This is a genomic window from Dolichospermum sp. LEGE 00240, assembly GCF_015207875.1.
GTDB classification, from domain to species: Bacteria; Cyanobacteriota; Cyanobacteriia; order Cyanobacteriales; family Nostocaceae; genus Dolichospermum; species Dolichospermum gracile.
This window is the reverse complement of sequence record NZ_JADEVZ010000071.1, coordinates 1-26368: the sequence shown is the minus strand read 5'-3', so window position 1 is coordinate 26368 and position 26368 is coordinate 1. Positions and strand designations below refer to the sequence as shown.

At 40.1% G+C, this 26368-nt stretch carries 23 protein-coding genes and 1 pseudogene; 12 read left to right on the top strand and 12 right to left on the bottom strand.

Annotated elements, in window-relative coordinates; translation table 11 throughout:
* On the top strand, positions 1-111 hold a 111-nt coding region (locus IQ226_RS19675), incomplete at its 5' end, for a transposase (protein ID WP_143336292.1).
* On the opposite strand, the gene IQ226_RS19670 is transcribed toward IQ226_RS19675, so the two are convergent.
* The 7 genes from IQ226_RS19670 to tig all read right to left on the bottom strand — a co-directional run bounded on the left by IQ226_RS19670 (position 98) and on the right by tig (position 6365).
* The gene (locus IQ226_RS19670) at positions 98-463 is read right to left on the bottom strand and encodes a hypothetical protein (RefSeq protein WP_193898177.1); all 366 of its coding nucleotides are present in this window, start codon (positions 461-463) and stop codon (positions 98-100) included. The genes IQ226_RS19675 and IQ226_RS19670 overlap by 14 nt on opposite strands.
* Before the next feature lie 99 nt (positions 464-562).
* Complete coding sequence (locus IQ226_RS19665) at positions 563-1009, bottom strand: DUF29 domain-containing protein (RefSeq protein ID WP_193898175.1); 447 nt, start codon at positions 1007-1009, stop codon at positions 563-565.
* Positions 1010-1046: 37 nt separating this feature from the next.
* Positions 1047-1496: a DUF29 domain-containing protein gene (locus IQ226_RS19660; RefSeq protein ID WP_027404853.1), complete on the bottom strand. Its 450-nt coding sequence runs from the start codon at positions 1494-1496 to the stop codon at positions 1047-1049.
* A gap of 339 nt (positions 1497-1835) precedes the next feature.
* Positions 1836-2675 (bottom strand): alpha/beta fold hydrolase, encoded by an 840-nt coding sequence (locus IQ226_RS19655; protein WP_193898173.1) that lies wholly within the window; start codon positions 2673-2675, stop codon positions 1836-1838.
* Positions 2676-2760: 85 nt separating this feature from the next.
* On the bottom strand, positions 2761-4104 hold the full coding sequence (gene clpX, locus IQ226_RS19650; protein WP_193898171.1) for an ATP-dependent protease ATP-binding subunit ClpX: 1344 nt from the start codon (positions 4102-4104) through the stop codon (positions 2761-2763).
* 30 nt (positions 4105-4134) lie between these two features.
* Positions 4135-4812 (bottom strand): ATP-dependent Clp endopeptidase proteolytic subunit ClpP, encoded by a 678-nt coding sequence (gene clpP, locus IQ226_RS19645; protein ID WP_193898169.1) that lies wholly within the window; start codon positions 4810-4812, stop codon positions 4135-4137.
* A gap of 155 nt (positions 4813-4967) precedes the next feature.
* Positions 4968-6365, bottom strand: coding sequence for a trigger factor (tig, locus tag IQ226_RS19640; protein WP_193898167.1), 1398 nt, complete (start codon positions 6363-6365; stop codon positions 4968-4970).
* A gap of 587 nt (positions 6366-6952) precedes the next feature.
* On the opposite strand from tig, the gene IQ226_RS19635 reads away from it, so the two are divergent.
* The 3 genes from IQ226_RS19635 to IQ226_RS19625 all read left to right on the top strand — a co-directional run bounded on the left by IQ226_RS19635 (position 6953) and on the right by IQ226_RS19625 (position 10939).
* On the top strand, positions 6953-7966 hold the full coding sequence (locus tag IQ226_RS19635; protein ID WP_193898165.1) for an aspartate-semialdehyde dehydrogenase: 1014 nt from the start codon (positions 6953-6955) through the stop codon (positions 7964-7966).
* A 93-nt stretch (positions 7967-8059) separates the two neighbouring features.
* Positions 8060-8944 (top strand): 4-hydroxy-tetrahydrodipicolinate synthase, encoded by an 885-nt coding sequence (dapA, locus tag IQ226_RS19630; RefSeq protein ID WP_193898162.1) that lies wholly within the window; start codon positions 8060-8062, stop codon positions 8942-8944.
* A 228-nt stretch (positions 8945-9172) separates the two neighbouring features.
* Positions 9173-10939 carry a ribonuclease J gene (locus IQ226_RS19625; RefSeq protein WP_193898160.1) on the top strand — a complete coding sequence of 589 codons (1767 nt, stop codon included), beginning with the start codon at positions 9173-9175 and terminating at the stop codon, positions 10937-10939.
* A gap of 717 nt (positions 10940-11656) precedes the next feature.
* Here IQ226_RS19625 and IQ226_RS19620 read toward each other — a convergent pair.
* Both IQ226_RS19620 and IQ226_RS25285 read right to left on the bottom strand, forming a co-directional pair.
* Positions 11657-12703: a PstS family phosphate ABC transporter substrate-binding protein gene (locus tag IQ226_RS19620; RefSeq protein ID WP_193898158.1), complete on the bottom strand. Its 1047-nt coding sequence runs from the start codon at positions 12701-12703 to the stop codon at positions 11657-11659.
* A gap of 375 nt (positions 12704-13078) precedes the next feature.
* Positions 13079-13336, bottom strand: a pseudogene (locus tag IQ226_RS25285) (SLC13 family permease); the annotation flags it as partial.
* A 441-nt stretch (positions 13337-13777) separates the two neighbouring features.
* Between IQ226_RS25285 and IQ226_RS19615 the strand changes: the two are divergent.
* Both IQ226_RS19615 and IQ226_RS19610 read left to right on the top strand, forming a co-directional pair.
* Positions 13778-14155: a Mo-dependent nitrogenase C-terminal domain-containing protein gene (locus IQ226_RS19615; RefSeq protein ID WP_193898156.1), complete on the top strand. Its 378-nt coding sequence runs from the start codon at positions 13778-13780 to the stop codon at positions 14153-14155.
* 17 nt (positions 14156-14172) lie between these two features.
* Positions 14173-14349, top strand: a complete 177-nt coding sequence (locus IQ226_RS19610; protein ID WP_193898154.1) for a hypothetical protein — start codon at positions 14173-14175, stop codon at positions 14347-14349.
* Between the two features lie 14 nt (positions 14350-14363).
* Here IQ226_RS19610 and IQ226_RS19605 read toward each other — a convergent pair whose 3' ends face one another.
* The gene (locus IQ226_RS19605) at positions 14364-16211 is read right to left on the bottom strand and encodes a caspase family protein (RefSeq protein ID WP_193898152.1); all 1848 of its coding nucleotides are present in this window, start codon (positions 16209-16211) and stop codon (positions 14364-14366) included.
* A gap of 228 nt (positions 16212-16439) precedes the next feature.
* On the opposite strand from IQ226_RS19605, the gene IQ226_RS19600 reads away from it, so the two are divergent.
* The gene (locus IQ226_RS19600) at positions 16440-16886 is read left to right on the top strand and encodes a hypothetical protein (RefSeq protein WP_193898150.1); all 447 of its coding nucleotides are present in this window, start codon (positions 16440-16442) and stop codon (positions 16884-16886) included.
* Between the two features lie 443 nt (positions 16887-17329).
* Positions 17330-17968 (top strand): transaldolase family protein, encoded by a 639-nt coding sequence (locus IQ226_RS19595; RefSeq protein WP_193898148.1) that lies wholly within the window; start codon positions 17330-17332, stop codon positions 17966-17968.
* 769 nt (positions 17969-18737) lie between these two features.
* On the opposite strand, the gene IQ226_RS19590 is transcribed toward IQ226_RS19595, so the two are convergent.
* Complete coding sequence (locus tag IQ226_RS19590; RefSeq protein ID WP_193898146.1) at positions 18738-19451, bottom strand: rubrerythrin family protein; 714 nt, start codon at positions 19449-19451, stop codon at positions 18738-18740.
* A 142-nt stretch (positions 19452-19593) separates the two neighbouring features.
* On the opposite strand from IQ226_RS19590, the gene IQ226_RS19585 reads away from it, so the two are divergent.
* Positions 19594-20979 carry an aldehyde dehydrogenase gene (locus IQ226_RS19585; protein WP_193898145.1) on the top strand — a complete coding sequence of 462 codons (1386 nt, stop codon included), beginning with the start codon at positions 19594-19596 and terminating at the stop codon, positions 20977-20979.
* 433 nt (positions 20980-21412) lie between these two features.
* Here IQ226_RS19585 and rpmF read toward each other — a convergent pair whose 3' ends face one another.
* On the bottom strand, positions 21413-21589 hold the full coding sequence (gene rpmF, locus IQ226_RS19580) for a 50S ribosomal protein L32 (protein ID WP_039202630.1): 177 nt from the start codon (positions 21587-21589) through the stop codon (positions 21413-21415).
* An 830-nt stretch (positions 21590-22419) separates the two neighbouring features.
* On the opposite strand from rpmF, the gene IQ226_RS19575 reads away from it, so the two are divergent.
* The 3 genes from IQ226_RS19575 to IQ226_RS19565 all read left to right on the top strand — a co-directional run bounded on the left by IQ226_RS19575 (position 22420) and on the right by IQ226_RS19565 (position 26307).
* The gene (locus IQ226_RS19575) at positions 22420-24108 is read left to right on the top strand and encodes a TrkA family potassium uptake protein (RefSeq protein WP_193898143.1); all 1689 of its coding nucleotides are present in this window, start codon (positions 22420-22422) and stop codon (positions 24106-24108) included.
* A 342-nt stretch (positions 24109-24450) separates the two neighbouring features.
* Complete coding sequence (pgl, locus tag IQ226_RS19570) at positions 24451-25167, top strand: 6-phosphogluconolactonase (RefSeq protein WP_193898141.1); 717 nt, start codon at positions 24451-24453, stop codon at positions 25165-25167.
* A gap of 162 nt (positions 25168-25329) precedes the next feature.
* Positions 25330-26307 carry an FHA domain-containing protein gene (locus IQ226_RS19565; protein WP_193898139.1) on the top strand — a complete coding sequence of 326 codons (978 nt, stop codon included), beginning with the start codon at positions 25330-25332 and terminating at the stop codon, positions 26305-26307.
* Positions 26308-26368 lie beyond the last annotated feature (61 nt).

Sequence of the window (26368 nt, the reverse complement as noted above, 5' to 3'; positions counted from 1 at the left end):
ATTAATAATAAACTCAAATTAATCAAAAGACTTGGATATGGATTTCGCAACTTTAGTAATTTTAGATTACGTAGTTTATTAAACTGGCACTTTAGTATTAATTCTCCATAAAAGGGACGCAAGAGCCAGTTTTATTTGCAGATTCTCTTTTTACCCATTGCCAAACCTGCTTTTCTTGCTTTTTATCAGTATAAATAATTAAATGTTCTTGACTATAACTTGTAACTTCCGTATCAATCTTTTTCCTGATTTTAGCATTAGGTAAAATACCATTATCAGACACACAATGATAAACCATCATTCCGCGTTTTTGGGCAGCAGCTTCTATAGTATAATTTTCCTCATCTACAGCTAAATAAAGAGGAGAACCATCTGCATAATCCCAACCCAACTCTTCAATAAATAAAGATGTAAAATCAGATGATTGGAGATATGTTTTAACTTGACTGCGATTGAACTTCATAAAATGCACTCCTGGTATATGCAAAATAGTCGGTTTTAACCGACTTTAGCTATAAGACAGGGAATTTATTCCCTGGATTTCTGGATTTCTGGATTTCTATTAACCTAAATAATCAATATCTAACAATTGTTCAAGAGTATAAGGACATTCTGCGGGAAAATCAACTTTAAACTTAGTTTTTATCTGCACATATTTCAAAGCCCGATTATAAATATTATCCATCTCATTAGCTAGATAATTACGTAAATTCGTTGTTAATCTATCCTCAAGTTGATAACGGAAACCTAAAATTTCCGACTGCCAATGATAATAATTTCTTTCAGATTCCTCTGTCCAAAATTGTAGTAATAAAAGATGTCTAATTACTTGTTCTAATAGACTTTTAACTGCATTTTTCTTTTCACTTCCCAAGTCTTGCAACTCCTGAATTAAATTCTCTAAATCCACCTCATCAAAACGACCTTGTTTCAATAAATCAATAGTTGCTAATAACCATAAATAATCATCAGTTGCATAGAGTTGCTGTAAATTAGTCAAAACATTCATATTTTTACCTCCTAACTTCTTTAATTGTTTTTTTAACTCAATTAGGTAAATAATCAATATCTAACAATTGTTCCAGCGAATAAGGACATTCTGCGGGAAAATTAACTTTAAATTTAGTTTTGATCTGCACATATTTCAAAGCATCAGCATAAAGATTTAGCATTTCTTTAGCTAAATGATTACGCAAATTACCAGTTAAACGTCGTTTAAGTTGGTTTCTAAAACTGACGATTTCAGCTTGCCAATGATAACGATTTGTTTCATTTTCTTCTATCCAATATTGCAATAATAATAAATGTCTAATAACTTGTTCTAAAAGACTTTCAACCGCATTTTTCTTTTCACTTCCCAAATCTTCCAACTCCTCAATTAAATTCTCTAAATCCACCTCATTAAAACGACCTTGTTTCAATAAATTAATAGTTTCTAATAACCATAAATAATCATCTGTTTCATAGAGTTGCTGTAAATTAGTCAAAACATTCATATTTTTACCTCCTAATTTATTTATTTAATTATTTCTCTAACTCAGTTACAGCGATTTCCAATCATATAAGGTACATCTTAGCCCCCTCATCGCACCCCCCTCAATCCCCCCGCAGCGGGGGGAAGAAAAGGATAAGCTTTTGATACTGGAGGGGGTTGGGGGTGGAGTTCTTGTTCCGGGTTTGATGACAATTTGCTGTAGGTAAATAATCAATATCTAACAATTGTTCCAGCGAATAAGGACATTGTTCTTTCTCTGACTCTAAAATAACACACATATAAATAAAGATCCCCGACTTCTCTAAGAAGTCGGGGATCTGATTCGATCTGATTCTACCAATTACGAACAACTTAAAAACTCTTTGACTATTGCTAAATAAGTTTCTGAGTCTTCCAACATCGGAAAATGCGCCGTATTGGGAATAATATGTAATTGAACCTGATCACTTAACGCCGCTGCCGTTTTCCCCAATTCAGCCGGAATAATAATGTCATGTTCCCCAGCAATTAGCAAAGTTGGTATAGTTAATTTTGCAAATTCTTCCGGCATTGTTTCCGCTTGTTCTTTACTCACAGAAGTATAAATAGTCCCTAAAGCAGCTTCATAATGGGCATTAACAAAATCTTCCAAAAAAGCCTGACTTTCGGCTTTAGGAATAGGACGATGTAAAAATCTGGCCATAAACATTTTATCAGCCAAAGGAATTTTACTTAACCACTGCGGGCGGAATTTCACCACATAACCACCAAATTTATGAAAAGCCGAAAAAGCCTTTTCATCATATTCAAAAATACCGCTACAAGTTAAAATTCCCTTGGCAACTTTTTCGGGATAACGATTAAAAAATAAAGTGGCAATAGAAGCACCCATAGAATGGGCATTAACATAAACACGATCAAGATTTAACTCATTTAATAAAACCGCCAAATCCTCTGCGTATTCTGTTAATTCATAACTTAAATTCCCGTTATTTTGGGGTTGACATTGAGAACGTCCAAAACCCCGTAAATCATATAATAAACAATCAAAATTATCTAATAAAGCCTCAGCCGTACTTTGCCAATATCTCGCTGAACCAGCCCAACCATGCAAAAAAACCATCACCGGTTTCATAACATTTGATGGTTTTTTCATCCACTCGTAATAATGGTCTACACCCCGAACATTTATATAAGTCATTGCAAGAATTAAAAATTAAAAACTAACAATTGACAATTGACAATTGGCAATTAACAACTGACAACTGACAATTGACAACTGACAATTAAGCCGACTCTGGTTTAGGTAAAGAAGAAGGATGTACTATCAATTCAGCAGTAGAACGTTTTTCCACCATTTCCTTAGTAATAGTACAGCGAGTCACATCCTTGCGAGAGGGTAACTCATACATGACATCCAGCATCAACTCTTCGACAATACCCCGTAAAGCCCGCGCTCCAGTTTTGCGCCGATAAGCCTCTTGAGCGATCGCTTTCAAAGCATCTGTTTTAAAATCTAACTGGACATTATCCATATTCAGCAGTTTTTGGTACTGTTTCACCAAAGCACTCTGTGGTTCAGTCAGAATTGCCATCAGCGCCTCCTCATCCAAAGGATCAACCACAGCCACCATCGGAATCCGCCCAATAAACTCAGGAATCATACCAAATTTTACCAAATCATCTGGTTGCAGATGACGTAACGTATCAGCAGCCCGTTTTTCCTTAGTTTGCACATCTCCTGGTTGGACAAAGCCGATTGACTTTTTGCCCACTCTCTGATCTACAACTTTTTCCAAACCGACAAACGCCCCGCCACAGACAAACAAAATATTGCTCGTATCAATTTGGATACAATCTTGATATGGGTGCTTACGTCCGCCCTGGGGTGGAACATTGGCAATAGTCCCCTCCAGCATTTTTAGCAAAGCCTGTTGTACCCCTTCCCCAGAAACATCTCTAGTAATTGAGGGATTCTCACTCTTGCGGGCGATTTTATCAATTTCATCAATGTAGATAATCCCCCGTTGAGCCTCCTCCACATCCAAATCCGCCACCTGCAACAGACGCAACAGGATATTTTCTACATCTTCCCCCACATACCCTGCTTCCGTCAGGGTTGTAGCATCAGCAACAGCAAAAGGAACATCGAGAATTTTCGCTAGAGTCTGTGCCAAGAGAGTCTTACCGCAACCAGTCGGTCCAATGAGTAAAATATTGGACTTTTGTAATTCGATCGCATCATCTGCTCCAGCTTTCGTATTACCCTTAGACTGAAGAATCGCTAATCGTTTGTAATGATTGTAAACAGCCACAGATAACACCTTTTTGGCTTCATCTTGACCGATAACGTGTTCGTCTAAATAATTTTTAATCTCTCTCGGTTTAGGAATTTGATTAAACGAGAGATTAGACGAACTGGTACGACGTTTTTCCGTTGGTTCTGACTTTTGCGCCGGTTGTGACGCAGCCGCAGCACTAGTATCCAACAATTCCTCATCGAGGATTTCATTACACAAGTCAACGCATTCATCGCAGATGTAGACTCCCGGCCCTGCGATTAATTTACGTACCTGCTCTTGAGACTTGCCACAAAATGAACATTTTAAATGGGAGTCGTACTTAGACATATCAGCCTCTTATTTCAGAATGATGACGATTTACCCTGCTGTGGGAAGATTTTGTCTAGAAATGACCTGATCGATCAAACCATAATTCTTCGCCTCTTCTGCTGACATGAAAAAGTCGCGCTCGGTATCAGCCTCAATTCTCTCCAAGGGTTGGCCAGTATGCTTGGCCATTAGTTGATTTAATTCGCCCTTAATGTAAAGAATTTCTCGCGCTTGAATTTCAATGTCAATGGCTTGTCCTTGAGCGCCACCCAGGGGTTGGTGAATCATAATCCGGGAGTCAGGTAAAGACATCCGCTTTCCAGCAGTTCCAGATGTTAATAAAAATGCCCCCATGCTCGCTGCCAGTCCAAAACAGATAGTTACAACATCGGGACGTATTTGTTGAATTGTATCATAGATTGCCATACCCGCGTAGACAGAGCCACCAGGAGAATTAATGTACAATTGAATATCTTTTTCCGCGTCTTCAGAATCGAGAAAAAGTAATTGGGCAACAATAGAATTAGCTACAACATCATCTATGGGAGTTCCCAAAAAAATAATCCGCTCGCGCAGTAAGCGGGAGTAGATATCAAATGCCCTTTCTCCCATCCCCGACTGTTCTACCACCATTGGCACAATATTACTAGGGCTGCTAGAAGTGCCACTAGTACCAATAGGACTCAAGCTGGTGATTGGATAATTTCCCGACTGCGATACAAGCATACTAGAATATTTAAAAATAAATGGCATGAAATTGTGAACTGTTAACCATTATGCCTTATATGGCAGAATTCAGGAGTCAGGAGTCAGGAGTAAAAGAACTTGTGCCTCTTGCCTCTTTACTGTCACCTGTCACCTGTCACCTGTCACCTATCCTGTTACTCAGGATTACTGGTTTCTGCTTCCTGAACTGCTTCAGTGCTTTCGGTTGCTTCCGCCGCACTTAGAGAACCTTCAGGGACTAATTCCACAGATGAACGTTCTAGCAACCAATCAACGATTTTTTTGGTTAAAAGTTCTTCTTTAACCACTGCACGCAATCTATTTTCATCCAAATCTTGATCAGCATATTCTGCCATCAATAGGGCGACTCTAGCTTGCACTTCTTCCTTTGCCACTTCAATAGATTCACGTTTACCAATTTCTTGTAAAGATAGATTCCGTTTCAGACGTTCTATAGCTTCAGGTTTGGAGCGATCGCGTAATTGAGGAATAATTTCTTGAGTGAATAGCTTTTTGACATCTATTCCTTGCTCGGCTAACTTCATAGCCGTCTGCGACAGCATAGCATCAATTTCTTGATCAATCAGTGTTGTCGGCAAATCTATTTCCACATGATTGAGTAGTTCTTTGACTAACGCTTCTTGCTGATTGTCCTTGGTTTTATCGGCTGCTTCTTTTTGATACCGTTCTTCTAAGGATGCCCGTAATTCGGCTAAGGTCTCGAAGTCGCTGACTGATTGGGCAAAATCATCATCCAATTCTGGCAGTTCTTTGGTTTTAATTTCTTTGAGGGTAATAGTAAACAGGGCCGCCTTACCAGACAATTCTTCGTTACCATAAGGATCTGGGAATTGAGCAGATACTTCTTTGGTTTCCCCAGGGTTCATGCCCACTATACCCAAGACAAAACCGGGAATGAACTTATCCTCTTGTAACTCAACTTGAAAATCAGTTCCTTCTCCACCGGGAATTGGTTTGGGTTCACTATCAGGATCATCCCCTTCAGTTTTGGCAATTACACCCTTAAAGTCAATTACTGCCATATCACCGATTTGGGTGGCACGTCCTTCCACGGGGACTAAAGTTGCTGATTTTTCTCTTTGAGCTTCAATAACTGTATCTACTTGGGTAGAATCGTACTTGATTTCCTCCGCTTTAACTTCTAAACCAGTGTATTGGTTTAACTTGACTTCTGGGAAGACATCCACAGAAGCGGTAAAAGTCAGGGGTTTTCCTGGTTCATAATTGACAATTAAATCATCAAAGGAAGAACTTAATTGGGGCTGACCAAGAGCGCTAATCGCTTCTTGTTTAATTGCTTGGTCAATGCCTTCTTGCAGCATTTCTTCTAGGGCGGTTGCCTTGACGCGAACCTGACCAATACGTTGTATTAATATTTGCCGGGGTACTTTGCCTTTGCGAAACCCAGGAATATTGATGGTACTAGTTAATTTTCTAATAGCTTGCTCGTATTTTTGTTTGGTAATTTCCGGTGTAATTTCTATTTCTAAACCAATTTGACTGGCGGGAAGTTTTTCCTGGGTAACTTTCATGCGTTGTTTCTATTTTTCTGGTATTTTAATCTGCTATCTAAATACTAGACAAGTCTAGATATTTACTTCTACGGGGGTATAGGATCGGTTATCCCGACCTAAGTTAACGCGCTGTTTTTGAGACGCGATTATATTCTGAATAGATATCATTCAGACACAAATGCGTGTGAATGTCTTTCAACAGAGATCCAGTTTACTGCAAAAAGTAAAGGACTGAACACTTTATGATATTCTTTCAACATAGCAGCCCTAGTTCCGGTAACATAACTTTACAGGCAGGACTTCTAGCAAATACCCAAATGTTAATCGCTCTTGGTTTTCTTTTTTTGCAGGTTGCTGTATAATGGGATATTATACGATAATGTAATGACTTCCATAGCTGTAAAGTCCGATATCAATTAATTTTAACGGCAATATAAACAACAAAGTCTCAAATTTCTCAATAGTCACCGAAAATTGGGATATAATCGCAAAAATATGCAAATTTTACTATTTAAAATCTGCTGTTGACAGGAACAACAGAAACCTATGATTTTTTAAGTTGTCCTAAAAAAAGTGCTAGTTACCTCTTAAAGGAGGAGTTGAGTTTGTCTAAGTCCTATCGTGTAGCTATTTTGGGAGCAACTGGTGCTGTAGGTACTGAGTTGCTGGAATTACTAGAAAGCCGAAATTTTCCCCTGGCTGAATTAAAATTGTTGGCATCGCCACGCAGTGCGGGAAAAACACTCAGATGCAAAGGGGAAGATATTCAAATTGAGGCGGTGAGCGATCGCAGTTTGGCAAACCTAGATATAGTCTTAGCTAGTGCTGGGGGTAGCATCTCCAAAACTTGGGCGAGTGTAGCGGTAGAAAAAGGAGCAGTGGTAATTGATAATTCCAGTGCCTTCCGCATGAACCCGGATGTCCCTTTGGTAGTTCCAGAGGTAAATCCCCAAGCCGCATTTACTCACCAAGGAATTATTGCCAATCCCAACTGTACGACAATTCTCATGTCCTTGGCAGTTTGGCCATTACATCAAGTTAAATCAGTGAAAAGGATTGTCGCTGCTACCTATCAATCAGCTAGTGGTGCTGGGGCGAAGGCAATGGAGGAAGTAAAAATTCAAAGTGAGGCTATACTACAAGGAAAGCAACCAGTAGCGGAGGTTTTACCTTACCCATTGGCATTTAATTTATTTACCCATAATTCTCCCATGACAACTTGGGGATATTGTGAGGAAGAAATGAAAATGGTGAACGAAACCCGTAAAATCTTTGGTAATCAAGAAATCAGAATTACCGCGACTTGTGTACGGGTTCCCGTACTCCGCGCCCATTCTGAAGCCATTAATCTAGAGTTTGAAACACCTTTTGATCCAGATGAGGCTAGAGAAATTTTAAGAACATCACCTGGGGTGAAATTAGTAGAAGATTGGCAAGCAAATTATTTTCCGATGCCTATAGATGCTAGTGGTAAAGATGAGGTTTTGGTGGGAAGAATTCGCCAGGATATTTCTCATGCTTGTGGTTTAGACTTATGGCTATGCGGCGACCAAATTCGTAAAGGTGCAGCTTTAAATGCAGTGCAAATTGCTGAATTATTAGTAGAAAAAATTTACTAAAATTGACTAGAGTATAAGTTTAAATTCAGTCATTTCTCATGAATCATTAGATAATCAACAACTGACAACTAACAAATTAGGAGAGAAAAGAGTGTGGGAGATTTTGGAACAATTGTAACTGCTATGATTACACCGTTTAAGACAGACGGTAGTATTAATTATGATGTAGTTGCCAAACTGGCAGATTATCTAGTTAACAACGGTACAGATGCAATAGTGGTATGTGGAACAACAGGGGAATCTCCAACCCTGACTTGGGACGAAGAATATCAATTATTTGTTGAGGTATTGCAAACTGTATCAGGTAAAGCTAAAGTAATTGCTGGTTCTGGTTCTAATGACACCAAAGAAGCGATCGCCGCCACCCAAAAAGCAGCTAGAATAGGAGTGCATGGTTCTTTACAAGTAGTTCCCTATTACAACAAACCACCACAGGCTGGATTATACAAACACTTTCAGGCAATAGCCCAGTCCTGTCCTGACCTGCCCATGATGTTGTATAACATTCCGGGGCGCACCGGACAAAACCTCAGTTCCGAAACAGTGGTAAGATTAGCGGAAATTGATAACATTGTCGCCATTAAAGAAGCCAGTGGTAACTTAGATCAAGTGAGTGAAATCCGGCGCTTGACACCCAAAGAATTTCAGATTTACGCTGGAGATGATTCTTTAACTTTACCAATGTTAGCCATAGGATCTCAAGGGATAGTCAGTGTAGCTTCTCATTTAGTGGGTAATCACATCCAAAAAATGATTCAAGCCTGGAAAATGGGAAATACTCAACTTGCCACTGACATTCATTTGCAATTGTTTCCATTGTTTAAAGCTCTATTTTTAACTACAAATCCCATTCCTGTCAAAGAAGCACTCAAACTACAAGGTTGGGAAGTAGGTTCAACTCGTCTACCCTTATATGAAGCCGATACAGATGTATCGAAAAAATTAGAGTCAGTAATGCAAAAGCTGAATTTAATCTAGGCAATAATAGGTGAGTGATTTATAGATAATGTGTACAAATGGTTACTAAACTGTCATTTTAACACTTGTGCTACAACTGAAACAATATAAAAATAATTCAGTTTGATGTCAACGAAATCAAATAGGACTTTATAGAAGCTGAATTTAAACAGAAAATTTGGTCTTTTCTTTGATACAAGAAACCGAACTATCAACTGATTCACAACTAACAAAAATCTCCAGGAGAAAATGTCTAAAAACGAATCTAATCCCGCTCTCAAAATTATTCCTTTGGGCGGTTTACACGAAATAGGTAAAAATACTTGCGTTTTCGAGTATGAGGACGAAATTATCCTGTTAGATGCAGGATTGGCATTTCCCACAGAAGCCATGCACGGGGTAAACATTGTATTACCAGATACAACTTATCTACGGGAAAATCGCCACAAAATTAAGGGCATGATCGTTACTCATGGTCATGAAGATCATATCGGGGGAATTGCCTTTCACTTGAAGCAATTTGATATTCCGGTAATTTATGGACCTAGACTAGCAATGGCCATGCTAGAGGGTAAACTGGAAGAAGCAGGGGTACGCGATCGCACAGAATTAAGAAAAGTTCTTCCCCGTGACGTGGTGAGAATTGGTAAACATTTCTTTGTCGAATATATCCGCAACACCCACTCCATCGCTGATAGCTTCACCGTTGCTATTCATACACCATTGGGCGTAGTTATCCACACAGGGGATTTTAAAATTGATCATACTCCCGTAGATGGTGAAAAGTTCGATTTACAACGTCTGGCAGAACATGGTGAAAAAGGCGTACTTTGCCTATTGAGTGATTCCACTAACGCCGAATTGCCAGGATTTACACCTTCCGAACGGGCTGTTTTTCCTAACCTTGACCGAGAATTTTCTCACGCTACGGGGCGCTTATTTGTCACCACCTTTTCTTCTAGCGTTCATCGCATCAATATGGTTTTGCAACTAGCAAGAAAACATAATCGTGTGGTGACAATTGTTGGGCGTTCTATGCTGAATTTAATCGCCCATGCTCGGAATTTAGGTTATATCAAGTGTGAAGATAGCCTATTTCAACCATTGCATACGGTTCGGGGTATGCCAGATGAGAGAGTGCTGATTTTAACCACTGGCTCTCAGGGTGAAACAATGGCAGCGATGACAAGAATTGCCAATAAAGAACATCCCCATATCAAAATTCGCCCAGGAGATACGGTTCTCTTCTCCGCTAACCCCATTCCTGGTAACACAATTGCTGTGGTCAATACCATTGATAAATTGATGATTCAGGGGGCAAAAGTGGTCTATGGACGGGATAAAGGGATTCACGTTTCTGGACACGGCTGTCAAGAAGAACAAAAGTTGATGATTGCTTTAACTCGTCCTAAGTTCTTTGTGCCATTTCACGGTGAACATCGGATGTTGGTGAAGCATTCGGAAACTGCTCAAAGTATGGGGATTCCGGCAGAAAATATGGTGATTATCCAAAATGGGGATGTCATCGAGTTAACGGAAGATTCTATCCGTGTTGCTGGAAAAGTGCCAGCGGGGATTGAATTGGTGGATACTTCTAGTTCGGGAATGGTGAGTTCTAAGGTGTTGCAAGAACGCCAACGCATGGCTTCTGAGGGGACTGTGACTATTGCTGCCGCTATTGATTGGACTGGTAAGCTAATGGCAAAAACAGAAATTCATATGCAGGGTGTGGTGACAAGTATCGAGCGATCGCTTCTGCAAAAATGGGTACAACAACGCATTGAGGAAATTCTTAGCGTTCGCTGGACAGAGTTCTCTCCCGTAGAAGGACAACCTGCTGATACTGATTGGGGTGGATTGCAGGAAACTTTAGAACGTGAGTTGGCGCGTTCTATGCGGAGAGAGTTGCAATGTCAACCTTCTTTGACGTTGTTGATGCAAGTCCCGGAAGAGCCTGCTGTGAAGGTTTCTGATGGTAGAAGACGACGCACTCGTTCTACTGCTGTGGCTTCCTAAAGAATTATTTCGCGCAAAGACGCTAAGGGGCAAAGGCGCAAAGTTTTTTAGCATCTTTGCGTTTTTGCTTGAGAGTTAACAAGACAGTTAACTAGGGCTTGCTGATAGCGTAGCGTGGTCTATGACTCCATACGTCGTCACGCAAGCTATAGCCATATAAACCGAAAACCTAGATATATGAAGAATTTTCGGGTTGAAAAAGAGAACTAGGTGCAAGAAATCAGCATTGAAACCATTAAAAACCTATCACTTTCTGAAATTTGAGACTATTCTGATCTCCTGATAATTCTGACTCCTGACTCCTGACTCCTGACCATCACGAAAAGACTGTTTCAGCAAACCCTAATTACTGCCATAGACTTATAAACGCCAAAATATACCGTCGGCTTTTAATATATTGCCACTTTTTAAATTATGATAAAGGGGCGTTAATGCTACCAATGTAAATCCTTTTTCTAATAAAAAGTTAACCATATTCATAAATAATAATTCACCTTGATAATGCTCCTTAAAAGATAGCTACGAAATTGAACTTATATGGAATACAAATACCGATGATCTATTCTATCATCTGACAATAACCAATCTATCTTTTTTAATTTTATCTGGCGAAAAATAGGGGCGGGCATCCCCAAATTAATGCTGTAGGAGTTGAAGCCACAAGAGGAACGCGGTAGTGTTGGGAGCTTCGCATAGACACGAAGAGTGTCAAATTCCTTAGAACTTAGCTTGTTTTTGCAAGACCTGTTCTAGAGTTAAATTAAATTGAGATTTACCCTCAAAAACAGTGCCGACTTTACCTTTGTTAAAATGGATCTTATTTAACTTGTAAGCGTGATCTGTTAAGGGTACATCCCCAATAGCACTGACAAACTCAGGCGCTTTATCCATGTATAATTCTAAAAATTCTCTCAGATCTGGTTTTTGCCGAAGAGATTTATAGCTGACATATATAAACAGTGGACGAGAAAGTGGTCGGTATTTTCCCCATTTCACACTTGTCCGTGAAGGCATCACTGCACCAGTACCGCTATCTACAGATAGGGCTTTCAATGTATCTTTGTTAGAGTTGTAATAGGCGTAGGGAATAACAGCTAAGGCGTTGGTATCACTGCTAACTTTGCTCTCTATGACTTTGTAATTTTTATCAGCTTTATAGTCCTTACGAATAGCCCCTTCTTGTCCCACGGCAATTTGTGTAAAATAGTCAAAAGTGCCTGAATCTTTATCAGGACCATAAAGGTTCAAGGGTTTATTCGGCCAAGTGGAACGAATCTGATTCCATGTAGTAATTTTACTTTCGGCTGATGGTTCCCAGATTTTTTTGAGTTCTGCCAAGGTTATATCCTGCGCCCAATTATTTTGAGAGTTAACTACTATTGTTATTGCATCAAAACCAATGGGTAATTCAAGGAATGTCACGTTATTTTGATTACACTCTTTGATTTCGTGAGTATGAATTGGTCGAGAAGCATTGTTAATATCTGTCTCTCCCAAACAAAACTTTTTAAATCCGCTACTAGTACCGGAAGAATTAAGTTCAATTGCTTTTACTGAAGGTGATTTACCATTATTTTTCTGGAAGTTATAATCATTGCTGACTTCTTGGGTAATAGGGTAAACAGTGTCTGAACCATCAATTTTAATAGCTGTTGTTGTCTCATTTGATTGGGACAGTTGACATGATGATACCAGTGCGGAGAGTCCCACAAGGAAAGTTAGAGAAAATATTGGTCGCAAGAGATGTTTGCTAAGAAGTTGCATTGTTCTAATTGTAGTAGATGCTAATTTGACTAAGAGGGTGTTTGAAAAGCCTTTTGAACCCACGAAGGTGGGTTTCGTCTGTGTAGCCGCGACTTCTAGTCGCCCTTGCAAGTAATAAATTATACTTTTTAAACATCCTCTAAGGCCTGATTAATCATTAGATAATAATCACATTCTCAGATAAAAGCAATAGCAAAAACAGCCAATTTCAGTAAAAAATCCTTAAAATAGTATAAAATCGCAATATTCACAAACCAAGATTAATGTCAATCCATCTAAAGATAGATATTAAAGTACGGATATTGACAGGAGTTTAGACACTCGTAAGTAATTATAAAAGTGTTATTCTTTAAACAAGAATACGCAAAAGTTCTAGGGAATGGGATTTAAGCCTAAAGATAGAGTTAGACTGAAAGTGAGGGGTGTAAAAATTAGGGCTATGGTGTCCTTGAGAAAGCAAGCCGAAAGGATTAAGGATGCCACACCAAAAGTGAGAACTATCAATAAGCCTAGAGGACTAAGGGTACACCTCAATAGCAGTACCAATGCTTTGCAGAAAAAACCGGCATAGGACAGGTTGGCGTTAATCACCATCATGCTTAACAAAAATACAATGGTGCATCTGTGGAGTGCCACACTTCCTGCAATGCCTAAAGTTTGCTATTTAGGGATAACAGATAGCCCAAACTCTTGCCTCTTGCCTTTTGCCTGCCCCCACGAGAAGACTTTTTCAGCAAACCCTATTTAAGAGTATTTTTCCTAATCCTGTTTATTGATAATTATTGCTATAATAAGTTTTGTTGCAGTTAAAAGAAATCACGCCCAAAGGCAGATGTCTTCACTAAGATATTAACTGTGACAGATTATTCATAAGATTGAATAAATTCTAGGATTGCTTTTTGGAAAATTAGGGTTAAGGTGACGTATCAATATATGGATTCAATCATGGGGAGCGGTTAATTAATTACACTTTTTACAGAATTTACCTAATAATCCTGTTTTCCGGTTCAGGTTCTTGTCATATTACATATTCATCAATAAGGTGAACACCCTCACAACAAAAGAGGAATTACCATGAAGGTATCTAAAAATACTAACAAAAAGATTTTTTTAGCAAGTTGGATTTCTCTACATCCAGTAGACGCTAGTGAAGCTAATATGACTGCGTTACACCATGTTGCAGCCCAGCCGGCTTGGGACTTTTTACGTCCTTTGCGTAATTGGTTGGATAACATTCAGGTGCGCGATCGCCGATTAGCTCATCGTCTCTGTAAATACATTCCGGCTCAGTGTCCATTTGAGCGTGATGTCAAAGTATTTGGTAAAACACTGTTTCACATTCCGCCAATGTGTCAACTTAATCCTTTATACGAAGAAGTAGTAGGTTTGCGATTTAAAGCCATGTGCTATCTAGCTGATACCTGTGGCGAAGACATTTCTCAGTATTGCTAATGGGTAATAGGTGACAGGTGCTACGCCACGGGGACAGGTGCTACGCCACGGGGACAGGTGCTACGCCACGGGGACAGGGAACAGGTGCTACGCCACGGGGACAGGGAACAGGTGCTACGCCACGGGGACAGGGAACAGGTGCTACGCCACGGGGACAGGGAACAGGAATTTTACAACTGACAACTGACAACTGACGACTGACAACTGACTAATTCTTTTGCTGTTGCCACTTGTGGATAGCATCTTGAGCATCTTCATAGGCAATTGTTACTTGTGGGACTAATTTAGCGGTGGCGACAGCAGTTTGAAAATCTCCTTGAGTGGCACGAATTTTGGCTAAATCTAAAATTTTTTCACTCCATTCGTTAATTAATGTTTGGGCAATTTCAAAACCAGGTTGTCCTTTGGGAATTTTTTTGGCAACTTCGATGGCGCGATTATAGGTTGATGCTTGTTCAGGAATAATTAACTTCTTAGCTGCATCTAAGAGAGTTTTATTACTTACATATTGTTTGGCTTCTAGTTGCCATTTTTGAATAACTGTTTGAGATTGGGAATAAAACGGATCTTTTGTAGTGATTAACTTGGCAATTGTGATGGCGGTTGGATATTTTTTTTGTTGAGCTTGTGCCTGTGCTAGTTCCAAAATCATTTGACACCAAACCTGAATATTTTCCTGAGATTTGGCGTATAGTGGTGAATCCGGGGGGACTCTCTGGGCTTTAGCGATCGCTATACTTAGATGATTCGGTTGTGTGGGGACAAGCGACATTTTTCCTAGCTCTAAAATCGCTTGATTACGTTTTTTAGAGTCTGTATTGGCACTAATTTGGGCGTTACTAGGATTTTGAGAAGTGTTAAATATTTGGGGAAATTGTAGTTTGCTAGTCTGATTATTAGATGCTGTTTTTGAGAAATTTTTCAACCGAAAACTTTCAGGATTACGGAGTAAAAATGTGGCAATTATACCTACTATCACCATCGTACCACCCCCCCAAATGATAAATTGTTGCCAAATTGGTGGTTCAGATGGCAGTGAAGTATAGGTATTGGCTGTGGTCAGGGCGGGAATAAATCTGCCACTGGGCTGGGATTCTGGGGAAGTTGTTAAGGCGTGATTGTTGCCAATAGACGACTTTGAGATGGATGGGGGGACTAAATTTTCCTCCGTTGTTGTGGGGCTTAAAGTGGTCTCCACTGAGGCATTTTCTGCCCACCAAGCCCTGTTTATGCTGCTAAAGGTGCTATTTTCTATGGGGGGTGCGGTGCGGGTGATAGCAAAACTTTCGGCGGGGAAAATTAGTGCTGCTGAGGTTTCATCTAGTGTCAACGTGGGTAAAATAGCTGGCTCTGGAGAGGGAATGACAGTCATGGGGTTTTGGACTGGTCGCCAGTGGTGTTGACAAAGTTTGGGGGTAAGATAACTTACATAGGCAGCTAAATCAGCAAAGTTGTATCCTTGTCCAGAACCTAAAGCTTCTAATAATGCTGCTGTGAAGAAACCATGACCTAATTCCGTGCTTTCATGGGCAAATTCCTCGGGTTGACAGGAAATAATTGCGCCCATTTGTAGTTCTTGGGCTAATTCGATAATTTCTTGTCCTACGGGGGCATCTGCTTGAGTCCCAAAAGCCCGGTTAATATCCAAGATGAGTAAGATATTGAGTCCGCTAACCTGTAGACTCTCCATGAGCGATCGCACTTCTATACCAGTTTCGGTAACTTGCTCAGGATTGCCGGCGACTGGCATTAAATAATCTTGTTCTTTGTGGTTGACCCCATAGCCGCTAAAGAATAACCATAGGTAGTCCCCTGGCTGCCAGAAAGTGGCTGCCAATTCTTCTAGCAACAAGAGGATATTGTCTTTTGTCGGATAGGAGGATTGTTCTCCTATGGGGGGCGAGGTATTTGTCATTAACAGGCATTTTTCCGGGAGAAAACCTGCTTGTGTTACCAAAAAATCCTTAATTGCCTCAGCATCGGCTTGAGCGCAACTGAGAGGTTGAAAGAATTGATATTGATCAATGCCGATGGCGATCGCCCAGTAGTTTACCATCCTGCTATGAGTCGGTTATTTGTTTGTTGTTTACTGAAAATTGCTGTCAGGAGTTCGGAGGAAGAAGGAGGAAGTAAAAGCCTCTTGTAGACAGTGGTTCATTGTCCTATTACTTAGTTTAATTAATTTTCACTTATTGCTGAAATTAGTTGTAGTGGATACAACATAAATAATCGTAAAATACTCGCACTCGATTTCCATGATCGGTGATTCAGGAGAGAGAAGATTATGTTCAGAATTGATGCAATACAATCATTTTCAGTGATCCCCTTTTCAATTATTAGTCAAGTTGGCAAAAAAATCCAGATTATTCATAGTGGAGTGTGGCTGTTATTAGCAGTTTCTTTATGGTTCATGACAGAAGCGATCGCTCCGCAGATTGTCCAAGCTTACACAGCTAGAGTAGATTTGCTGATAGACCGTTTACCAGAGGAAAGCTACGAAACCGTGCTACGAAGGGCAGAATCTACCGCTAGAGCCGCAACTCAACGGAGCTTTGACCAAGATATTTTGGTGACAGAAGTATCCGTTATTATTTCAGCACAAAATCGGGGAGCGATCGCCCCAATCTTATCATTAGAAGTCAGTCGCCCTCAATGGCAAAAACTGCCAGATCCCCAAAATTGGACAACTTATTTTAAAACAGCCCGCTTATTACTACTAATTGATCAATAGTAGGGCTTACGCATTGACAAAGTTTTTTAAATATGTAATGTGGATTTTATCTCTTGTAGGGTGCGTCAGACCCAATAATTTGGTAAAAAACAGATTTCTCTATCTGACGCACCCTACTCAATAAGTTATTCCCAAAGCCGAAAACGACGCAATTTCGTTCATTCATACGATGGTAAGTTAGTGAGCGTGCGTAAGTCCTAAATAGATTAAAACTCCAGTACCGCTTTTGCCCAAGTCACTCGATTTTGGGATTGAATCCACCTGAGTTCGACATAAGATAATTTGTGGAAAACTGCCCCAAATATGAGTCTCAAACCCTGATGATCTCGTTGAAAAAATCATAACTCTGTTCGCGTAGCGTCTCCGAAGGAGAAACTCCTAACACCGAACTCAGGTGATGAGGTGCTGTAAAGTAATCCAGGTAGGCATTTATCAGGATGATTATGGCGCTTTATTTAGATTCAGCTATTGCCGTAGAAGCCGAAATTGTTAAACATTGGGGTTGGGTCAAAGGTATTACCACCAACCCCACATTATTAGCGCAAGCTAATACCCCACCGGCAACCACCCTCAAAACCTTAGTTTCCTTAACTTCCGGTCCTGTATATTATCAACTCCTGGCTTCAGATCAGAAGAAAATGATAGCCGAAGGGCGAAAGGCCTTTGAAATTATTGGTTCTCAAACCATCTTGAAAATTCCCGCTACACCACTAGGATTTGAGGTAGTAGCCACCCTTTCCTCAGAAATTACCTGTTCCGTCACCGGCATTTACAGCCCCGCACAAGCCGCCGTAGCCAAGGAAGCGGGGGCAAAAATTGCGATCGCCTATGTGAATCGGGCAGAACGCTTGCTAGGAGACGGTATTGCCTTAGTCCGCGATATGTCCAGTGTCCTCAAAGGCAGTGATGTGGAAATTTTAGCAGCTAGTATCAAGTCACCAGCAGAAGCCGCCGCATCTCTCCAAGCAGGTGCAAATCATCTCACCTTACCTTTGGCAATGTTGCAAGCGATCGCTACCCATGAATTTTCCCATCAAACCGTGATTGATTTTGCGGCTGGAGGAATTGGTTTAACAGTTTAACTTGATCTCACCTCAATCCTATATAGAGAAGACTGTTAGTGAATCAATGCAGGGTTTCACCCCTCATCCTTAAACCCTGAATTTTGCATAATTAGAATACTTTAAAATCGGGTTTATAGTCATAGATACAATGCCTTTAAAGCCGGTGAAATCAAGCCATGTCAAGGATGATGGGTGTGACCCCCTATTAATTATTCTCGAAAAATGTCGGTTGAAAACTGTTGGAGATGAACAAATAAAAAAATAAAAATAAATGCCAAATTGGCAACCACGATGAAATTATCCAGGCTAAATTATATTAGACAAGCGAAAAACAAGAGAGTTGTTAAAAAGCTAAATCAATTAACAAAAGACTCTTGTAGAGGTTGTCTCAAAAATAAATAGAATTAGTATTTGCTGCATAGGAATACCTGCTAAGTATAGACGTTATCGTTAACCTGCAAATTACCCCCCTAATTAGCGGTTCTCGTCTATATGAATAAAGTTCCTAATCGCTTCAGCAGCAAATGGTAGAGTGGGAGAGAAAGGCGCTTGGTAATGCCTCCTCCCACTCTCTTTTTTTTGGGTACTTTTTGCCGATTTCTTCAGAATAAACTTAAAATCAAAATCAAATTAAAAACTAGATTAATGAAGTGCAAGACCTAAATTCATAGCCGGACAACAAATCAGTTTTACCCCTACTACATAACTCCCTCTTCTATATTTTATACATTGCCAGAGAAGAGGGAGCATGAATAGATGATAGGGAATTTACTTAGATTAATTTCAATTAAGCGGCAACTTTTTCCTCAAGGGGTTTAAAAGTTTTCTTGGTTGCACCGCAAATAGGACAATGCCAATCTTCAGGAATATCTGCAAATGCAGTACCTGGCGCAATTCCTGAATCGGGATCACCTGTCACAGGATCATAAATCATGCTGCATTGTCTACAAATCCATTTTTGAGTTTGCGGATTTTCACTGACAACTGTAGTTACAGCGTCTCCACCGTTCAAGACTTCTAAGGCTTCAGTATAGCGATCTGCATGATAATTTTCAATGAATTTCAGCAACCCAAATCGGTGGGCGGCAGCACGAAATGTGTTAGCGTGATCACTAGATTCTTGAGCTTGTTGGAGAAATTCTGCCGCTGCGGGATGATCTCGATCATGTTCAGCAGCAGCAGCGAATTCAGGATACATAGTTGTGTATTCATAGGTTTCACCGGCGATCGCTAAAGATAAACAACGAGAGATAATTTCCCGTTTTTGTTCATCAGTTAAAGCTGCTGCATCTTCAACAACAAGTTCTGGATGTAGTAATTCAAAATGTGCAAAGGCGTGTTCGGTTTCTTGATCTGCTGTTTCTTTAAAGAGTTTTGCTAAATCGGAAAACCCTAGTTTACGTGCGACTGCTGCAAAAAATAGGTATTTACGATTAGCCATTGATTCCCCACCAAAGGCTGATTCTAAATTTTGTAGTGTAGTAAAATTGGATAAATCCATAATTTGCGAATCTCGATGAGAGGTTGTTACCTAATATTAAAACACATTCGTAAGAATTCAGAAGTTCAGGATGAAGAAGATTTTTCTCTTATCTTTCCTGTCCCCTAAATTTTGACACACATTTTTTAAGATTGAATTAACAATGATTACCAACGAATTACCAAAATGCGTCGAGATTATTGCCAAACAACGGCAGTTTTTCCAAAGTAGTAAAACGAAAGATGTTACTTTTCGGATTGCCCAACTCAAAGTCCTTAAACAATTAGTAATTGAGAATAAAGCAGCAATTATTCAAGCATTAAAAGCTGATTTACATAAACCAGAATTTGAGAGTTACGCTACGGAAATCGGTGTTAATAAAGAAATTGATTATGCCATCAAACATATCAATACTTGGACAAAACCCAAAAAAGCAGCCGTTCCTTTAGATTTATTTCCATACTCGGCGAAGATATATCCAGAACCCTTAGGAGTAGTTTTAATTATTGGACCTTGGAATTATCCATTTCAGTTAATTATCTCACCTTTGGTTGGGGCGATCGCTGCGGGAAATTGTACTATTATTAAACCTTCAGAACTCGCACCATGTACTTCGGATTTAATTACAAAACTTATTCATAAATACTTTGATCCAGAATATATTACAGTTGTCCCTGGTGCAGTGGAAACGAGTCAAAATTTACTAGCAGAAAAGTTTGATCACATCTTTTTCACTGGTGGTACAGCCATTGGTAAAATAGTTATGGAAGCTGCTGCCAAACATCTCACTCCGGTAACTTTGGAATTGGGGGGGAAAAGTCCTTGTATCATTGATACAGACATTAATCTAGAACATACCGCCAAACGCATTATTTGGGGTAAATTTATTAATGCTGGACAAACTTGTATTGCCCCGGATTATTTGTTGGTAGATACAAAAATTAAACCAAATTTAGTCAATGCTTTACAAAAATGTCTGCAAGAATTTTATGGAGAAAATCCGGCAAATAGTCCCGATTATGGCAGAATTATTCATCAAAAACATTTTGACAGATTAGCTAATTTACTCAACTGTGGTGAAGTGATTATTGGTGGAGAAACTAACCGTGAAGAACTTTACATTGCCCCCACGCTTCTGGAAAATGTTTCTTTAACAGATACAGTAATGCAAGAGGAGATTTTCGGTCCGATTTTACCCATCATTGAATATACAGATATCAATGAAGCTATTACCTTGATTAACTCTAGACCGAAACCCCTGGCTTTATATTTATTTTCTCAAAACAAAAACCTGCAAAAACGGATTTTACAGGAAACATCATCTGGGGGAGTATGTATTAATGATACAGTCATGCAGGTTGGTGTTTCTTCTTTACCATTTGGGGGTGTGGGTGATAGTGGGATGGGTAGCTATCACGGTAAAGCTGGTTTTGATACCTTTTCCCATGACAAAAGTGTTTTACAAAACTCATTTCCTTGGGATATAAATTGGCGATACGCACCCTATCAAGGTAAATTACCGCTGTTGAAAAAAATTATTGGTACTTAATAAAAATCCAGTAGGGGCGCAGGGCCTGCGCCCAGTCACTCATACGCCCAGGAGTCAGTCAAAATGGCTTAATTATTTGATCCTCCATGCAGGGGTAAAGCAAAAGCTTAATGGTGTCAACTTAACGCAAAATCTTCATCCCGCAAGGAACTCAAGTTCCTTGCTAATAGCGAAAGTCATCTAAAAGATGACTAAATACTAGGAAAATTCATTAGTCCGTTTTAACGGAATTAAGCTATGAGACAGGGAATTTATTCCCTGGCGGGTGTGGAAGCCAAACAAATAAGCCATCTGTAACCTAAGTTGACACCAATGAGCCTTTGCTAAACCCTTACGCATTGGGGTTTTCAGTAATCTTGTAAAAATTCAAATCTCAGCCGTCACGAGTATAAATTTATTCTAACTCCTGAATTGGAGACTACTGAATTTTTCTCTAAGATTCTTCTGTTTCTTCTTCCTCAATTGCTGGATAGACGAAGTTAGAACGACCACTTAAAATTGATTTACCGAGGGAGATAGCTTTTTGCGCTTCAACAGCAGCTTTGTGTCTCCAGGTAGCGCGGCGTTTATCTCGTTTAGATTTTGATGTTTTCTTCTTAGGAACAGCCATGACAGCGGTATATCGTGATTCTTGACAACCTTCCTATTGTAAGCGATTAATTGACTTTTGACCGGGAATTTTGGATTTTGGATTTTAGATTTTAGATGAAAAAAATTTCCTACAATCCCTGTCCTTGAGGACGGAAAAATCCTCAATTCCAAATCCCAAATTTTCCAGATCTCCACTTGAGGGCGGATTCACCTGAGTTCGGTATTAGCCCGGATTTCTCACCAAAATCCTCAAACCCTTATAAAATCTGGATTCTGGTTTTTCACACTGCATCAAAAATCAACTCCGTGAAAAATGCCCGAAACCGTTTCTCTATAAGGATTAGATAGATTGCGATAGCGTTCGCGGTAGCGTCTCGTTCGCATAGCGTTCCGAAGGAATAGAGATAGCGCGACCTAGGAATCGCATTGTTTGTGAGAAATGCGGGTTAGGAGTTTCTCCTTCGGAGACGCTACGCGAACGGAGTTATGATTTTTTCAACGAGATCATCAGGGTTTGAGACTCATACTTGGGGCAGTTTTCCACAAATTATCTTATGTCGAACTCAGGTGGATTCAATGTTTCCTAATCTGCTATTGCCCAGCAGACATAAGGACGAGAACCGGCTATGGTGAACCCCAGGGGGGAAACCCCGCCCCTACTAATTTAAATTGGGTAGATTTTTAGTTATTAATTTTTAATTTCCTGGAGATAAATATCGTGTGTTCAGTTACAGTTATTTTGCCGCAAATTAAGCAACAATAAGGATTCTTGAATTCAATTCTGAGTCAGTGATGCTTTTCTTGATAACTGATATGTAGCCCTTTATATAAATTTTATGTTGCGGTTTTATGAAACCTCGAATTATTGTTTGTGGCTTAGGACGTACTGGATATAAAATCTTTCGCTTACTCAGACAACAGGGGGCTTTGGTAGTAGGTATTCATCGCAAACCTGTTTCTGGTGAACCTGCTGGTAATGTAATTGTTGGTGAGTTACACGCAGCTTCTACTTTACAAGCGGCAGGAATTACAGAAGCACATACTTTAGTAATTGCCACTTCTGATGATGCTTTGAATTTATCAATTATGATGCAAGCACGGGTTCTTAATCCCCAGATTCGGATTATTAATCGGTTTTATAATACGAATTTAGGTGAACGTCTTGATCAAACTTTGTCGAATCATTTAAGTATGAGTGTTGTGGGTTTGGCAGCACCTGTATTTACCTTTGCAGCTTTGGGGAATAAGGCTATTGGTCAAATTAAGTTACTTGAGCAAATTTGGCCAATTCAAGAGGAATATATCCACGAAAATCATCCCTGGAAAGGCAGAAAAATCAGTGATTTATGGGAAGATCCCACAAGGATGCTGATTTATTATGTGGCTGTGGAAGGCAAGCTAAATTTAGTATCTGCGGTGCTTTTGGAACAACAATTAAGAGTAGGCGATCGCTTAATTATTGGTACTCAACCTCGCATTCGTCCCCAACGTAAGTCATTAGTCAGAAAATTAGTTAAAGTTTTTGCCAATATTCGGGAATTTCAGAAACACGCCCAATCAGTTGTGGGTATGGCAATTGCTTTATTCGTAATTATTTTACTATCCACTTTTACCTATGTTGCTAGTAAACATAGTATCTCTTTTATTGATGCTTTATATTTTGCTGTTGGCATGATTACGGGGGCTGGTGGTAATGATAAGGTTGTCGAAAATGCACCAGACAGCATTAAGTTATTTACTATTGTGATTATGCTAATTGGGGCTGCGGTAATTGGGATTTGGTACGCGATGCTGACGGATTTTATCCTGGGTAGTCGCTTAAAACAATTTTTGGATGCGGCAAGAATTCCTCAACATCATCATTATATTGTTTGTGGTTTAAGTGGTATTGGCATTAGAATTGTTCAACAATTGCACCTGAGTGGCCATGAGGTAGTAGTTATTGAAACGGATGCTAATAATAGATATGTGACTACTGCTAGAGGAATGAGTATTCCCGTTATTCTTGCTGATGCCAGTTTTCGGGCTACTTTAAACGCAAGTAATATTCACACTGCTACCGCAGTTTTAGCTGTTACTAATAATGATGCGACTAATTTGGAAATTGCCCTCAAGGCTAAGTCTTTAGCACCAAAGATTCCTGTAATTGTCAACTATGCTGATCCTGATTTTGCTGGTATAGCACAACAGGTATTTGATTTTGAGGCTGTATTTAGTCCTGCTGAACTCGCTGCTCCTGCTTTTGCTGCGGCTGCTCTCGGTGGTAGGATTATTGGTAATGGGATTATTGCTGATAATTTATGGGTAGCTTTTGCAACTACTATTACACCAATACACCCTTTTTGTGATGAGTGGGTGAAGGATGTGGCTAAGTTTGCGGATTTTGTGCCTTTGTATGTGGAAATCAACCATGAAACTGTACAAGGCTGGGATTTGCTGGAAACAATTCTCGCTCCCGGAGATGTGCTGTATTTAACTATGCCCGCTAATAGGTTAAATCAGTTATGGCGAGAAGAGGGAAAGGGGATCGGGGTTTAGTTGATTTTTATTTGATGATAGTCCTTCCTTACTAGTATCAATGATATCAAATTCTCAGTCGGAAGTCAACACTTAATTGGTAATTGGTAATTGGTGAAAACTTTTCTTCCTCCTGAACTCCTGACTCGGTGACTCCTGACTCCGAACTCCGATTAGTACAACTGACTACTGACAACTGACTAAAAATGATGGTAAAGAAGGTAGAGGACGATATTTCATGGCTAGGCTAGGCATTAGCTTAGGCTTAACCTGATGATATTAAAAGTTTCTAGGGTTAAACCGGAAAATTGTCAGAAGTTCGCTATGGTATTGCAAAGAAACAGGCTATGTGTTGATAATGCCATGAACAAAACTGTTGAAGTCCATTCCAATGTATCCGCACTCGTTCAACGGGCGCTAGAACTGATTCTGTCGAAATTGGAACCTGCTATTAGCGAACGGGGGCAATTTACAATTGCTTTGTCAGGGGGTAGTACACCAAAACCTTTGTATGAGGCGATAGCTAATCAAAAGTTGCCCTGGGATAAAATTCATGTATTCTGGGGAGATGAGCGTTATGTACCAGCAGATCATCCTGATAGCAATGAACTGATGGCGAGACGTGCATGGTTAGATCAGGTGGAACTTCCCCAGGCGAATATTCATGCTATCCCTACTTTATCTGCTAACCCAGAGGTAGATGCAGCTAAGTATAACCAGCATCTGCAAACATTTTTTAATTCGGCATCGGGAGAGTTCCCAGCATTGGATGTAGTTTTACTGGGAATGGGTGATGATGCCCATACTGCATCTTTGTTTCCCTACACGGAAGCTCTCAAGGTGAGCGATCGCTTAGTTACTGTTGGTAATAAAGATGATAATCTTCGCATCACTTTTACTTACCCATTTATTAACGCGGCTCGCAGTGTGATTTTTATGGCTGCTGGTGCGAATAAAAGACCAGCTTTAGCCCAAATTTTTGCACCCGTAGCGGATGATTTCGCCTATCCATCGCGGTTAATTCGTCCCCAAGGAGAACTCTACTGGTTGCTAGACGCGGCGGCTGGTTTGGAACTCTAACATTAAGTATGATTTTTGAGATTTGGCTGATTGAGATGATGAGAAATTATCACCAAGGATCAACCTGTTCTCACTGTAAGTAATTTTTAGCATCACTAGCTAAAGTTACTTATGTGCTTGTCAGTAATATTTTTACAACGACCTTCACTAAGGCTTAAATCCATGATCGTCTGCCCTAATTGCAATCATCCCAATCCAGACGGCGCTGTTCAATGTGAAGCTTGCTATACGCCGTTACCAGCTACAGCTAGTTGTCCTAATTGTGGAGCAACAGTACAGTCAGATGCCGCTTTCTGTGGTCAGTGCGGTTACAATCTCCATTTTGGCGCTACTCCCACAGTCGCCTCAACTGGTGCTGTTAATCCTGTACCAGCGCCAGTAGTTGCTCCTGACTTAATGATGCAACTGTTACAGCCTGATGTGTTGCAAGTTGCGCCCCCAGCTAATCCTCCCGTATCTGCACCTGTAACGCCAGAACCAGAAGTTTATATTCCGTCTGTACTTACTTCTGCACCTGCACCTGTGATCCTAGTTCAGGAACAAGCTGTTTATGTTCCTTCTGTACCTGCACCAGTAGCACCAGAACCAGCAGTTTATATTCCGCCTGTACTGACTCCTCCACCCGCACCAGTAGCGCCAGAACCGGAAGTTTATATTCCGCCTGTACTGACTCCTGAACCTGTGGCTGTTGCAGTACCAGAATCTGAGCCTTATATTCCCCCGGCTTATGTACCCCAGATAGATCCTATATCTATTCCTGAAGTTACCCCAGTCGCACCATCAGGAAAGGTGGCAACCACTCAATTACAACAGGTAGTAGCGCGGTTATTCCATGTTCAAGCAAATCAGGAAATAGAATTACCACAAAATCTCTCGGTTGTGCATATTGGTAAGCCTAATGATCGTGTTCCCCCAGATATAGATGTTTCCGGGTTCGCAAATTCGGAGATCGTTTCGCGGATTCATGCAGATATTCGGATTGAGGGAGATGCTTGTTATATAGAGGATGCGGGTAGTTCTAATGGTACTTACATTAATAATTTACCTTTATTACCAGGTAACAGACATCGCCTCCGTCCAGGCGATCGCATCAGCTTGGGTAAGGGAGATTTAGTTACTTTCTTGTTTCAACTTTCTTAGGAACAGGTGACAGGTGACAGTGAAGAGGTAAAAGGAAAGAGAAAAATATTCTCCCCTGCCC